The organism is Streptomyces sp. 130 (assembly GCF_007096885.1).
Taxonomy (GTDB): domain Bacteria; phylum Actinomycetota; class Actinomycetes; order Streptomycetales; family Streptomycetaceae; genus Streptomyces.
This window is the reverse complement of record NZ_VJNO01000034.1, coordinates 1-14627: the sequence shown is the minus strand read 5'-3', so window position 1 is coordinate 14627 and position 14627 is coordinate 1. Positions and strand designations below refer to the sequence as shown.

Here is a 14627-nt window from a genome sequence, read left to right as displayed (position 1 = left end):
CAGCCGGTCGCCGGATGCCGCGATCTCGGCCGATCCAGCGGCCCGCACACGGAGAGCGTCGCCGGAACGACCGCCGCCGGAACGACCGCCGTCGCCGGCTCGACGGGTGCCGCCCGGACCCGGCCCGCCCCGAGCTGTGCCGGCAGCGCATCCGGCCGTCGCCGCCCGGTGCGGCCTCACCGGCGCGGCCGTGGTCAGCCGGGCCTTCCGCGCCACTGCCGCGCCGGCGCGCCGCGCTCGGCGGGCGGCGCCGGTCAGGGCAACGCGTGGTAGTAGCGGACGCAGGACTCCACCATGCCGTCCTCGGCGATGCCGAAGAAGTCCACGAAGCGCACGCACGTGTCCCCGGTGCCCTGGCCGAAGCGGCGGCCCTCGGCCACCACCTTGCGGGCGTGGGCGACGACGTGGTCGATCTCGTGGCGGGCCGGGGCCCCGAGGTGGTCGCGGTGGGCGTGCACGAACGCGGCCCGGCCGTGGGCCGTGGGGGCGCCGGGCAGGTCCAGGGCGACGTGGCCGTGCAGCAGGGAGGCGCACGCGTCCAGGTCGCCCGCGTCGAGGTATTCGTAGACGAGACGGACGTGGTCGGTCCCCGCGGCGGTGACCAGGTCGCCCCCGGTGTACGGGGCGCTGCCCGTCCAGGCGTCGGTGTGCATGGGGACGCCTCCTTTCTCCTTGGCCGGCACTCTTCCGGGCCGCACCAACCCCCGCCTATCGCCCGGCTATTCGCTGACCCGTCACGCTGGGCATGCAGGATGGACAGATGCGTGAGGATTGTGAAAACTTTGGGGACGTTGATCCCGGAGTCAACGCGCTTACGAGCTGGGGGTCTCGGTGGCCGAGGGTACGACGCACACGGTCCAGGATGCCCCGGGCGCGGCGAGACCTCCCTTCCAGTTGCTGGGTCCGCTCCAGGTGCGCGGCAAGGACGGTCCGCTGCGGGTGCCGCCCGGGCGGCAGGAGGTCATCCTCGCGGCGTTGCTGCTCGAAGCGAACCGGGTCGTCAGCACGCCCTACCTGGTGGACCTCATCTGGGAGGACAACCCGCCGGAGACCGCCCGCACCCAGGTGCAGATCTGCGTGTCCCGGCTGCGGAAGCTCCTGGCCGGGGCGGACAGCACGGTGTCGATATCGACGCGCCCGCCGGGATACGTCCTGCACGTGGACACCGGGGACGTGGACTCACTGCTCTTCACCGGCCTGGTCGCGATGGCCCGGCGGCACCGCGACGAGGGCGAGTCGGAGAAGGCGGTGGCGCTCCTGAAGTCCGCGGTGGCGCTGTGGCAGGGGGACTCCCTGACCGGCCTGGACAGCGGCCCGCTCGCCAACAAGGCGCGCCGGCTCCACGAGGAGCGGCTGAGCGCCGTCGAGCTGCGGATGCAGTTGGAGCTGGAGCTGGGCCGGCACGACCGGCTGGTCGGTGAGCTGCAACTGCTCACGCACGAGAACCCGTTGCGGGAACGACTGCGGGGCCAGCTGATGTGCGCCCTGTACTGGTCCGGCCGGCAGGCGGAGGCGCTGGAGGCGTTCCGGGACGGGCGCCGGATCCTCGACCAGGAACTGGGGCTCGAACCGGGCCGGGAGCTGCGCCGGCTGGAGGCGGCCATCCTGGCCGGCGAACTGCCCGCGCCGGTACGGGCGCAGACGCCCCGGTCAAGCGGCGACGGGGCCGTTACGGGCGCGGGCGCCGCCGAGACCGCCGCACCCCGGCAGCCGTCCGAGGGCACCGGACGCGCCGTGCCGCGCGCCGATGGCGGCAGCGCGGGCGCCGCCCGTACCGGCACGGGCCGCACCGAGACCGGCATCCCCACCGGTGCCCCGGACGCGCGCCCGGCACCCGGGGCCGGCCAGGACTCCCCCGCCGCCCCGGTCGAACCGCAGCCGCACGACGCCCGGCCGCAGCAGCTGCCAGCCGCGACCTCGGACTTCGTGGCCGACGAGACGCAGCTCGCCGCGCTGGAGAAGGCGCTGGCCGGCGGCCGGGAGCGCAAGGCGGTCGGGCTGGCCGTGATCACCGGGAAGCCGGGCACCGGCAAGTCGACGCTCGCGGTGAATCTCGCGCACCGGCTCGCGGAGACGGGGTTCCCGGACGGCCAGTTGTACTGCGATCTGCGCGGCACCGGCACTCCGGCCACCACCACGGAGGTGCTGGGCCGCTTCCTGCGGGCCCTGGGCATCCCGGGCCAGCTGATCCCGGACTCGCTGGACGAGCGGGCGGAGATGTACCGCACCCGCCTGGCCTCCCGCCGTCTCCTGGTGGTCCTGGACGACGCCGCGTCGGAGAGCCAGGTGCAGCCGCTGCTGCCGGGGAGCCGGGACTGCGCGGTCCTGGTCACCAGCCGGGCCCGGCTGACGGCCCTGCCGGGCGCGCATCGCGTGGAGCTGGACGTCCTGGACGATGACCGGGCGCTGAAACTGCTGTCCCGGATCATCGGGGAGGAGCGGGTCGAGGGCGAAGCCGCGTCGGCCGAGGCCCTGGTGCGTACGGTGGGGCGGCTGCCGTTGGCGTTGCGGATCGTGGCCGCCCGGCTGGCCGCCCGCCCGCACTGGACGCTCGCGTCGATGGTGCACCGGCTGGCCAACGAACGCCACCGGCTGGACGAGTTGGCGCACGGCGAGATGACGATGCGCGCCAGCCTGTCGCTGACGTACAACGGTCTGGTGCCCGACGACCGGAGGCTGCTGCGGCTGCTGTCCATGGCGCGTACTCCGACGCTGCCGGACTGGCTGGCGGGCGCGCTGCTGGAGGACGACCGTCCCGTGCCGTCGGACCTGCTGGAACCGCTGGTCGACATGCAGATGCTGGATGTGGTGGGGGTGGAGCGGACCGGCGGCTACCGGTATCAGTTCCACGAGATCATCCGCGTCTACGCGCGCGAGCAGCTGGCCGCGCAGGACGCGCCGGAGCTGCGCCGGGACGCGCTCGTGCGGATGGCGGGCGGCTGGATGTATCTGGCGCAGGAGGCGCATCGCAAGGTGTACGGCGGTGACTTCACCGTCCTGCACGGTGACGCCCCGCGCTGGGCGCCGCCCCCGTCGTGCGTGGGTGAGCTGCTCGCGGACCCGCTGGCCTGGTTCGACGCGGAGCAGGCGGCCCTGTGCGGGATGGTGGAGCACGCCGCCGACGAGGGCCTGCACGACGTCAGCTGGAATCTGGCGACGACCCTGGTGACGCTGTTCGAGGTGCGGGGCCACTACGACCTGTGGGAGCAGACCCACGTACGGGCGCTGGCCGCCGTGCGCAAGGCCGGAAATCTGCGGGGCACCGCCGCCGTCCGGGCCTCGCTGGGTTCGCTGTACATGAGCCGCAACGAGTTCGACATGGCGCGCCAGGCGCTGAGTTCGGCGCTCGACGTCTTCCAGGCGCTGGACGAACCGCAGGGCGAGGCGCTGTGCCGCCGCGACATGGCGCTCATCGCGCGGACGAACGGGGACGACGACACCGCTCTCGCGCTCTACGAGCGGTCCCTGGCGGACTTCGACCGGGCCGGTGACGTGGTGGGGCGGGCGATCGTGCTGACGCAGAGCGCCCACATCCGGATGCGCCGGGGCGAGACGGACGCGGCGCAGGCGCAGTTGGACGAGGCTCTGGAGATATACGACGGGGTGGGCTACCTGGGCGGCCGGGCGCGGACCCTGCGCCGGGTGGGCCAGCTGCGGCTGGAGCGGGGTGAGCTGGATCTCGCGGTGCTGACGTTCACGGAGGTCCTGGAGCTGTGCCGGGATTCCGGTGATGTGATCGGCGAGGGGCATCTGCTGCGGGACCTCGGTCAGGCGTTCGTGCTGATGGGGCGGCCCGACCGGGCGCGGTACTTCTTCGACCGGGCCGTCGCGGCCCGGGAGCAGATCATGGATTTCGGCGGTGGCGCTCTGGCCCGCCTCGATCTGGCGCGGCTGCTGAGCGAGGAGGAGCCGGGGCGTTCCCGGGAACTGCTGGCCCCCGCGGTGGAGGTCTTCGCGAGCCGGGGCATGAAGCGGGAACTGGCCGAGACCCGTCGGCTGTTGGGCGCCGGCTGAGTCCTGTGGGCGGCTGATCGTCACCGTCCTGGCCCTCGCGGGCCGTGGGCGGGGCGCGGAGGGCGCCCGGCGGGGTCAGTCCCAGGGGTTGTTGTCGGTGGAGCCGGTGGAGCCCGGGGTGGGGGTGCTGCTGGTGCCGGTCGGCTGGGTGCCGGTGCCGGAGGTGTCGTCGGCCCAGCCCACCTGGACGCCGATGCCGGTGACGATCACGACCGCGGCGGTGGCGATGGCGGCGCGGAGGGCGTTGCGGGCGGTGGTGTTCTTGTTCATCGGACTGTCCCTTCGTCGGTGTTCCGTTTCCTTGTGGGCACCAAGTTAGGAACGGGCGGATTCACGGCACCGCCCCCGCCCCTATCCCCCCGCTATCACGGTCCGGCATCCCTTATCGCCTGCCCGCGCGGCAGTCCGGTCGGCTATCCCGGAGGGGCGGGCCGGCCCCGTGGCGGCGTTGGGCGCGCGATGCCTCCCGGATAGGGCGCGCGCGGAGGATCCCGGGCAGCAGCAAGGCACGACAGCCGTCCCTCCGGCGCCCCGGCCCGCAGCCGCTTCCGGGGCGCTCATTCCCCGACGAGCAGGAGTCCTTCCATGACGCTCAGCCCTCCCCCGCAGGACACCCCGGTCACCACCGCCGCGCTCGGTTCCCTGATACGCGGCCACCGGCTCCGTATCGGCCTGACCCAGCGGGAGCTGGCGGATCTGTCCACCATCAGCGTGCGGGCCATCCGGGACCTGGAGAAGGGGAAGGCCCAACGGCCCAGGACGGATACGGTGCGGCTCATCGCCGACGCACTCAGACTCGGCCCCCGGGCCCGTGCCGCGCTGGAGGCCGCGGCCCGGCGCGGGCCCCGGGCGGACGGTGATGTCCGGCGCCTGTCCGTGGAGCGGGCCGCACCGCCCGTGCCGCTGTATCCGCTCGTCGGGCGCGACGCGGAGACCGGTGTCCTCGTGGAGGAGCTCCGGTCCGGCGCCGAACGGCTGGTGACCGTCGTCGGGCTGAGCGGTGTGGGCAAGACCCGGCTCGCCCTGGAAGCGGCCGCGCGGCTGCACGAGGCCGGGCTGCCGGTGCTGTGGCACGACGGTGACGGCGCCGCGCCCGACTGCCTGCGCGCTGACGACGACCCGTTGCCCCGGCTCGCCGACGAGTGCGCCCGGTTCCTGCGGGGCGGCGGTGTGCCCGGGGATGTGCTGCCCGAACTGGCGGACGCGCTGGCCGGCCTCGACGACGACGGGGGCCCTTCGGTACGCGGCGCCGTCGTGCTCGTCCTCGACGGCGTCGACACCGCCGACCTGGACTTCGGCCGCCTGAGCAGGCTTCTGCGCATGTTCCCGGGCCTGCGGCTGCTGATCACCGGTGACCGGCCCTGGAACGTGCCCGGTGAACGCCTGTTCCTGCTCTCCCCGCTGGAGGCGCCGGACCCTGCGGCCGGACACACGGACGCGCCGGCCGTACGCTTCTTCCTCAGCCAGCTCCGCCGCGTCCGGCCGGACATCGTGCCCGATGAGCGGGCGCTCGCGGATGTGGCCTGGATCTGCCACCGCCTCGACGGCCACCCCGCGGCGCTCGGTGCCGCCGCTTCCTGGCTCACCGTGTGCGACCTGTCCACCCTGCGGAACATCGTGGACTCCGACCCGGCCCCGCTCCTCGACCACCTGGCCGGCGGCCCGGACGGCTCCCGCCTCCAGGTTCGGGTGCGTCGCGCGCTCGCCTCGCTGCCCGCCCCGTACCGGTCGCTCATCGGGGAGTTGGGCGAGGTGGGCGACGGGGAGTTCCTTTTCCAGGACGTCGTGCGGCTCACCGGCCGCCCGCTGCCGGAGTGCGGCCGGCTGATCCGCGAACTGCTGGTGGGCGGCGTGATCCGGACCAGTGCGGACGGGGGGCGCTCGGCGTTCCGCGTGCTGTGCGTGGTGCGGGCTGCGGCGGGGACGACGGCTGCGGTGTGACGACGGTCGCGTGTGGCGGGCGCGTGTGGCGGCACGGGCGGGTACCGCGCGCGGCGCGGGTGCTGCGGGGAGTCGGTGGCCGGATCGGCCTCCGCACCGGCGGGGGGCCGCGCGGGCGCGGGTACCGCGCAGGCGCGAGTGCCACGCAGGCGCGAGTGCCACGCAGGCGCGAGTGCCACGCAGGCGCGAGTGCCGCGCGGAGTCAGGGACCGGATCGGCCTCCGCACCGGCGAGTGCCGCGCAGGCGCGCGTGCCGCGCGGAGTCAAGGACCGGATCGGCCTCCGCACCGGCGGGTGCCCGCGCGGGCGCGGGTGCCGCCCCGGGCGCCGGTGCTGGGCGGTGCGCGGTCTCCCGCCTGCCGTTCGACTGCCGCCGCACCGGCGAACTGCTGGCCCTACCGCCGGAACAACTGCCGCTCGCCGCCCGGCCCCGGCGGTTGTATGGCACTGCCCCGCCCCTCCCGCCGCTTCCCCCAGGAGACCTCATGCCGTCCGACGCCACCGTCGCACCCGCTCCGGCCGCCTCCCGGTTGCCGCTCTCGGAGGCCCAGCGCGACATCTGGACGGCACACGCCCTGGACCCCACCGGTCTGAAGTACAACGTCGCCGAGTGCCGGGACATCCTGGGCCCGGTCGACCCGGCGCTGATGGCCGCCGCCTGGCGCCGCCTCGTGGTGGAGGCGGACGTCATGCGCACCCGCTGCTTCGAGGACGACGGGGAGCAGGTGTGGCAGCTGATCGACGCAGGCCCGGGCGACCGGGCGCTCGCGTACACCGATGTGAGCGGCGAGGCCGACCCGGAGCGCACGGCCTGGGGCCTGGTGGACGCGGCGGTCGGGGCGCCCTTCGATCTGACCCGCGAGTCGCCGGTCCGGTGCGCGCTGATCAAGATCGCCGAGGACCGCTTCTTCTACGTCTACGCCTTCCACCACCTGCTCGTGGACGGCGCGAGCGTGTCGATGCTGCTGCACCGGCTGGTCGAGCTGTACCAGCGGGCGGTCGCCGGTGAGCCGTGGGGCGACTCCCCGTTCGGGCGGCTGGCCGATCTGCACGCGGAGGACGCCGCCTTCCGGTGCTCCGACGCGGCCGACGCCGAACGGGCCGCGTGGCTCGCGCACTTGAGCGGTGCTCCGGAGGCGGCGCCCAGTCTCGTCCGGGGCACGGGCCGGGCGGCCTCGTCCCGTGGTGCGCTGCCCTTCGCCCGGCGCACGGTCCTGGTGCCGGCGACGGAGGCGGACCGGTTGCGCACCGTCGCACGGGCCGAGCGGGTCTCCTGGCCCGTCCTGGTGGTCGCGCTGTTCACGGTGTACCTGCACCGGGTCACCGCGCAGGACGAGCTGATGCTCGCGCTGCCGGTGGCGGGCCGCACCACGAAGACCGCGCGCAGCACCCCGGGCATGGCGTCCAACGTCGTGCCGCTGCGGCTCCGGGTGGGCGCCGGCGAGACCCTGGGCAGCCTGGTCCGGGCGGTGTCCGCCGAGGTCAAGCACGGGCTGCGGCACCAGCTGACCCGGTATGAGGCTCTGCGCCGGGACGCCGGTGTGCTCACCGGGGGGCGCCGGCTGACGGGCCCGGTGCTCAACATCATGGGCTTCAACGCGGACCTCACGGTGTGCGGCCACCCCACGGTGAACCACAACGTGAGCAACGGCCCGGTGGACGACCTCAGCGTCGCCGTGTACGACCTGGGCGCGGCGGACGGTCTCCGGATCGACTTCGACACGCCGGTGGAGGGCTTCGACCCCGAGGCCGTCGCGGCGCACCAGGACCGCTTCGTCGCCTTCCTGACCGCTGCCACGAAGACGGACGCGGGGGCCGTGGAACCGGGCGCTCGGCGCGTCGCGGAGTTGGACGTACTGGCGGCGGATGAGCGGAAAGTGCTGCTCGGGGCGTGGGCCGGGGAGGTGGCCGACCGGGACGACGTGTCACTCGTGCAGCGCTTCGAGGAGCAGGCGGCACGGGTCCCGGACGCGGTCGCGCTGATCGACGGTGAGCACACCTTCACCTACGCGGAGCTGAACGCCACGGCCAACCGCTGGGCCCGCCACCTGCGGGAGCGGGGCCTCGGCCGGGGCGACCTCGCCGGCATCCTCCTGGAACGCAACGCCACCTTCGCCGCCGCGCTCATCGCCGTACTCAAGACCGGCGCCGGACATGTGCTGCTCGACCCGGACTTCCCGGACGAGCGACTGCGGTCGGCGGCGGACGAGGCCGCGATCAGCCACCTGGTCACACGCGCGGGGCTCGCGGCCCGCCTGCGGGGCGAGTGGGTGACGTGTGTGGAGGGCCCGGAGGATGTGGCCCACCACGACACGGGCAATCTGGGTGTGCCGGTCCGGGGCGACGATCTCGCGTGCGTCATGTTTACGTCGGGTTCCACGGGCCGGCCGAAGGGCATCGTCTCCTCGCACCGCAATCTCGTGTCGACGCTCGTCGGGCAGAGCTACCTCCCCACGGGCCCGGACGAGGTGTACCTCCAGTCCTCCCCAATCTCCTGGGACGCCTTCAGCCTCGAATTCTGGGGCCCGCTGCTGCACGGCGCACGAGTCGTCCTGCAACCCGGCCAGAAGCCGGAACCCTCACTCATCGCGGAGTTGGCCCCCAAGCACCGCGTAACGACGCTGCTCCTGTCGGCCAGCCTGTTCAACTACCTCACCGACGAACACCCCGAAACCTTCGCCTCGGTCACGACCGCGTACACGGTGGGCGAAGCGGCGTCCCCGGCGCACGTGCACAAGCTGCAGACCATCCGGCCCGGCATCGAGGTGGTCAACGGGTACGGGCCGGCCGAGGCGATGATCTACGCCACCACGCACACCGTCGAGCCCTCCAACGAGCCCCACGCTGTCATCCCCATCGGCACCCCGCTGGTGAACAAGCCGCTCTACGTCCTCGACACCGCGCTGCGGCTCTGCCCGCCCGGTGCCACCGGCGAGCTCTACATATCCGGCGACGGCCTCGCCCACGGCTACCTCAACCGCCCCGACCTCACCGCCACCACCTTCGTCCCCAACCCCTACGGCCCCGCCGGCACCCGCCTCTACCGCACCGGCGACCTCGCCCACTTCGACCACGAAGGACACCTCCACTACGAAGGCCGCGCCGACCACCAGATCAAAATCCGCGGCTTCCGCATCGAACCCGCCGAAGTCGAAGCCGCACTCCTCACCCACCCACAAGTCACCCAAGCCCTCGTCACCAAACACCACGACCAGCTCTCCGCCTACCTCGTCACCAGCGCCGACCCCGCGGACATCCGACACCACCTGACCAGCCGACTCCCGGAACACCTCGTCCCCGCCCACCTCACCCCACTCGACCGCTTCCCACTCACACCGAACGGCAAGATCGACAAACGCGCACTGCCCGAACCGGTCACGGTGTCGTCGGGTGGTCGCGCCCCACGCACCCTGCTGGAAGAGACGCTGGCGGGCCTCCTCACCAGTACGCTCGACGCGCCCGACACGCTGACGATCGATGACGACTTCTTCCACCACGGCGGGCACTCGATCCTCGCCGCCCGCCTCACCAACCGGATCGCGCAGGTTCTCGGCGTCCGGCTGACGATCCGGGACGTCTTCGAGAACCCGACCGCGGCGCGGCTCGCGGAGAAGGTCGGCGCGACGAAGGGCCTTCCGGCACTGCCTCCGCCGTCCGCCGGTGAGGGGCCGAGCGAGGGACTGGCCCCCATGTCGTTCGCTCAGCGCCGGCTGTGGCTGCTGGCGGACCTGGACGGCGGGAGCACCGCGTACAACGTGCCGATGGCCGTACGTCTGGAAGGTCCCCTCGACGCCGACGCCCTGGAAGCCGCGCTCAACGACGTCATCGAGCGCCACGCGCCCCTGCGCACCCAGTACGAAACGGTGGACGGCGAGCCGCTGCAGCGCATTCTCCCGGCCGCCGCGGCGCGGGTGCGCTTGGAGCACCGCGAGGTGACCGCCGGGGAGCTGGACCGCGCGGTGGCCGAGGCGGGTCGCCATGTCTTCGACCTCCGCAGCGGACTGCCCGTCTCCGTCACCCTGTTCCGGCTGGACGACACGACGCACCACCTGGTCCTCGTGCTGCACCACATCGCCACGGACGGCCGGTCGTGCGAGGTGTACGTGACGGACCTGGCGCGTGCGTACGAGGCACGAGTCGCCGGGGCCGAGGGACGCGCGCTTGAGCCGTTGCCGGTGCGGTACGCGGACTACGCGGTGTGGCAGCAGCGGGTGCTGGGGGCCGCCGACGACGCGGACAGCGTGCTCTCCCGCGAACTCGACTTCTGGCAGGGAGCTTTGAAGGAGCTCCCGGAGGAGCACGGTCTCCCCCTGGACCGGCCGCGCCCCGCCCGGGCCTCGCACCGGGGCAGTGAGGTGGCCGTCGATCTCGGTGACGACGTGTTCGCCCGTGTCGGGGAGCTGGCCCGGGCCGAGGGGTGCACCCCCTTCATGGTCGTGCACGCCGCGCTCGCCGCAGCCCTCACCCGCCTCGGCGCCGGCACCGACCTCGCCATCGGCTCACCCGTCGCCGGCCGCACCGACGAAGCACTCCGCGACCTCGTCGGATTCTTCGTCAACACCCTCGTCCTGCGCACCGACACCTCCGGCAACCCCACCTTCCGCGACCTCCTGCAACGCGTCCGCACCACCGACCTCGACGCCTTCGCCCACCAGGACGCCCCCTTCGACCTCGTCCTCGACACCCTCAACCCCACCCGCACACTCGCCCGCCACCCCCTCTTCCAGATCTGCCTCACCCTGGAAACCAGCACACCGGTGCTCGCTCTGGCCGGGTTGCGACCGGAAGCCGTACAGACGTTCGCCAACGGCTCGGCCAAGTTCGACCTGGAGTTCCTGCTGCGCACGGACGACGGCCAGGGGCTGCGCGGCATGGTCGTCTTCGCGGAGGACCTGTTCGACCGGTCCACCGTCGAGCGCATGGTGACCGTGCTCGGAGCGGTGCTGCGCCAGGCACTGGACGACCCGGAGGCGCGCCTCGGCGACGTCGAGGTGTTGTCGGCGGGTGAGCGGGAGGTGCTGCTCGGGGCGTGGGCCGGGGAGGTGGCCGACCGGGAGGACGTGTCACTCGTGCAGCGCTTCGAGGAGCAGGCGGCACGGGTCCCGGACGCGGTCGCGCTGATCGACGGTGACCAGCGGATCACGTACGCGGAGCTGAACGGGACCGCCAACCGCTGGGCCCGCCACCTGCGGGAGCGCGGGCTCGGCCGGGGCGACCTCGCCGGCATCCTCCTGGAACGCAACGCCACCTTCGCCGCCGCGCTCATCGCCGTACTCAAGACCGGCGCCGGACATGTACTGCTCGACCCGGACTTCCCCGACGAGCGACTGCGCTCCGCCGCGACCGAGGCCGCCATCAGCCACCTCGTCACGAACACCGCACTCGCCGACCGCCTCCCCGGAACCTGGACCACCTGCACCGAGGGCCCGGAGGATGTGGCCCACCACGACGCGACCGACCTGGGCGTCCCGATCCAGGGTGATGACCTCGCCTGCGTGATGTTCACCTCCGGCTCCACCGGCCGGCCGAAGGGCATCGTCTCCTCGCACCGCAATCTCGTGTCGACGCTCGTCGGGCAGAGCTACCTCCCCACGGGCCCGGACGAGGTGTACCTCCAGTCCTCCCCCATCTCCTGGGACGCCTTCAGCCTCGAATTCTGGGGCCCGCTGCTGCACGGCGCACGAGTCGTCCTGCAACCCGGCCAGAAGCCGGAACCCTCGCTCATCGCGGAGTTGGCCCCCAAGCACCGCGTAACGACGCTGCTGCTGTCGGCCAGCCTCTTCAACTACCTCACCGACGAGCACCCGGAAACCTTCGCCTCGGTCACCACGGCCTACACCGTCGGGGAGGCTGCCTCGCCCGTCCACGTACACAAGCTGCACAGCGCCAGGCCGGGCATCGAGGTGGTCAACGGGTACGGGCCGGCCGAGGCAATGATCTACGCCACGACGCACACCATCGAGCCCGCCGACGCACCGCACACCGTGATTCCCATCGGCACCCCGCTGGTGAACAAGCCGCTCTACGTCCTCGACACCGCGCTGCGGCTCTGCCCACCCGGTGCCACCGGCGAGCTGTACATATCCGGCGACGGCCTCGCCCACGGCTACCTCAACCGCCCCGACCTCACCGCCACCACCTTCGTCCCCAACCTCTACGGCCCCGCCGGCACCCGCCTCTACCGCACCGGCGACCTCGCCCACTTCGACCACGAAGGACACCTCCACTACGAAGGCCGCGCCGACCACCAAATCAAAATCCGCGGCTTCCGCATCGAACCCGCCGAAGTCGAAGCCGCACTCCTCACCCACCCACAAGTCACCCAAGCCCTCGTCACCAAACACCACGACCAGCTCTCCGCCTACCTCGTCACCAGCGCCGACCCCGCGGACATCCGACACCACCTGACCGGCCGACTCCCGGAACACCTCGTCCCCGCCCACCTCACCCCACTCGACCGCTTCCCACTCACACCGAACGGCAAGATCGACAAACGCGCACTGCCCGAACCGGTCACGGCGGCGAGCACCGAGCGTGTGCCGCAGACGCAGCTGGAAGAGGTGACGGCCGCCCTGTTCAACCGGGTGCTGCGGACCTCGGAGCCGGTGGGGGTGGACGACAGCTTCTTCGCCCATGGCGGGCACTCGCTGCTGGCGGCCCGCCTCACCAACCACCTCGCCGATGTGCTGGGCGTCCGGCTGACCATCCGGGACGTGTTCCAGCACCCCACTCCCGCACGCCTCGCGCTGCACATCGCCTCGCTGAAGGGGCGGCCCGCGTTGCCGCCCCCGGTCGCCGGAGAAGCGGGCGACGGTCCGGACAGTCCGGTCTCGTTCGCCCAGCGCCGGCTGTGGCTGCTCGCCGAGCTGGACGGCGGGAGCACCGCGTACAACGTGCCGATGGCCGTACGTCTGGAAGGCCCCCTGGACGCCGACGCCCTGGAAGCCGCGCTGAACGATGTCGTGGAGCGCCATGCGCCGCTGCGCACCGTGTTCACGACGGGCGGCGGCGAGCCCCGGCAGCGCGTCCAGCCGGCCGCCGGGGCCCGGGTCGTCATCGAGCGCCGGCCGTCGACGCCGGCATCGCTGGACGGGGACCTGGACGCGGCCACCCGGCACCGGTTCGACCTCAGGACCGGGAACCCGCTGCGGGCCACCCTCTTCGACCTCGGAGACGGGCACTCCGTCCTGTTCCTGCTCTTCCACCACATCGCGACGGACGGCCGCTCAGCCGGTGTCTTCTTCGATGACCTGTCCCGGGCTTACGAGGCCCGGTGTGCCGGCTCGACCGGCAGCGTCCTGGAACCGCTGCCGGTGCGGTACGCGGACTACGCGGTCTGGCAGCAGCGGGTGCTGGGCTCGGCCGAGGACACGGACAGTGTGCTCTCCCGCGAACTCGACTTCTGGCGGGACACGTTGGACGCGCTGCCGGAGGAGCACGGGCTGGCCCTCGACCGCCCGCGTCCGGCGGTGGCCTCGCACCGGGGCGGTCAGGTCGAAGTCGCCCTGGATGACGGCCTGTTCGAGCGTGTCGGGGAGCTGGCCCGGGCCGAGGGGTGCACCCCCTTCATGGTCGTGCACGCCGCGCTCGCCGCAGCCCTCACCCGCCTCGGCGCCGGCACCGACCTCGCCATCGGCTCACCCGTCGCCGGCCGCACCGACGAAGCACTCCGCGACCTCGTCGGATTCTTCGTCAACACCCTTGTCCTGCGCACCGACACCTCCGGCAACCCCACCTTCCGCGACCTCCTGCAACGCGTCCGCACCACCGACCTCGACGCCTTCGCCCACCAGGACGCCCCCTTCGACCTCGTCCTCGACACCCTCAACCCCACCCGCACACTCGCCCGCCACCCCCTCTTCCAGATCTGCCTCACCCTGGAGGCAGGGGAGGCCCCGGTGCTGGGGCTCGGTGGTGGCCGGACGGCCGAGGTGCGGGGGCTGACCAATGGTTCGGCCAAGTTCGACCTGGAGTTCCTGCTCCGGTCGGACGACGGCCGGAGCCTGCACGGGGCGGTGGTCTTCGCGGAGGACGTGTTCGACCGGTCCACCGTGGAGCGCATGGTGACCGTGCTCGGAACGGTGCTGCGCCAGGTGCTGGACGACCCGGAGGCGCGCCTCGGCGACGTCGAGGTGCTGTCGGCAGCCGAGCGGGGGCTGATCCTCGGGCCGTGGGCGGGGTCCACCGCCGAGATCGGCGACGCCTCGCTGGTCGCGCGGTTCGAGGAGCAGGCCGCCCGCTCCCCGGAGGCCGTCGCACTCATCGACGGCGACCAGCGGATCACGTACGCGGAGCTGAATGCCACGGCCAACCGCTGGGCGCGCGAGCTGCGTGGGCGCGGCCTCGGCCGGGGCGACCTCGCCGGCATCCTCCTGGAACGCAACGCCACCTTCGCCGCCGCGCTCATCGCCGTACTCAAGACCGGCGCCGGTTACACCCTGCTCGACCCCGATTTCCCGGACGAGCGACTGCGCTCCGCGGCGCACGATGCGGGGATCAGCCTGCTCGTCACGGACGACGGCCTCGGGCAGCGCGTGCAGGGCCCCTGGGGTGCGGTCTCGTGCGGCGGCGGGGCCCCGGCCGATGGGCAGGACGGCAACCTGGGTGTGCCGGTCACGGGTGACGACGTGGCGTGCGTGATGTTCACCTCCGGCTCCACCGGCCGGCCCAAG

At 73.0% G+C, this 14627-nt stretch carries 5 protein-coding genes; 3 read left to right on the top strand and 2 right to left on the bottom strand.

Going from position 1 to position 14627, the window contains the following annotated elements:
- Nucleotides 1-254: 254 nt before the first annotated feature.
- Nucleotides 255-653, bottom strand: coding sequence for a nuclear transport factor 2 family protein (locus FKN01_RS24585; RefSeq protein ID WP_143624179.1), 399 nt, complete (start codon nt 651-653; stop codon nt 255-257).
- Nucleotides 654-894: 241 nt separating this feature from the next.
- On the opposite strand from FKN01_RS24585, the gene FKN01_RS24580 reads away from it, so the two are divergent.
- Nucleotides 895-4014, top strand: coding sequence for an AfsR/SARP family transcriptional regulator (locus FKN01_RS24580; protein ID WP_143624278.1), 3120 nt, complete (start codon nt 895-897; stop codon nt 4012-4014).
- Nucleotides 4015-4089: 75 nt separating this feature from the next.
- Here the strand turns inward: FKN01_RS24580 and FKN01_RS24575 are convergent, their stop codons facing one another.
- On the bottom strand, nt 4090-4284 hold the full coding sequence (locus FKN01_RS24575; protein WP_143624177.1) for a hypothetical protein: 195 nt from the start codon (nt 4282-4284) through the stop codon (nt 4090-4092).
- A gap of 315 nt (nt 4285-4599) precedes the next feature.
- Between FKN01_RS24575 and FKN01_RS24570 the strand changes: the two genes are divergently transcribed.
- Nucleotides 4600-5955 carry a helix-turn-helix domain-containing protein gene (locus FKN01_RS24570; RefSeq protein WP_143624175.1) on the top strand — a complete coding sequence of 452 codons (1356 nt, stop codon included), beginning with the start codon at nt 4600-4602 and terminating at the stop codon, nt 5953-5955.
- A gap of 485 nt (nt 5956-6440) precedes the next feature.
- A partial coding sequence (locus FKN01_RS24565; RefSeq protein WP_143624173.1) for a non-ribosomal peptide synthetase occupies nt 6441-14627 on the top strand: 8187 nt, incomplete at its 3' end.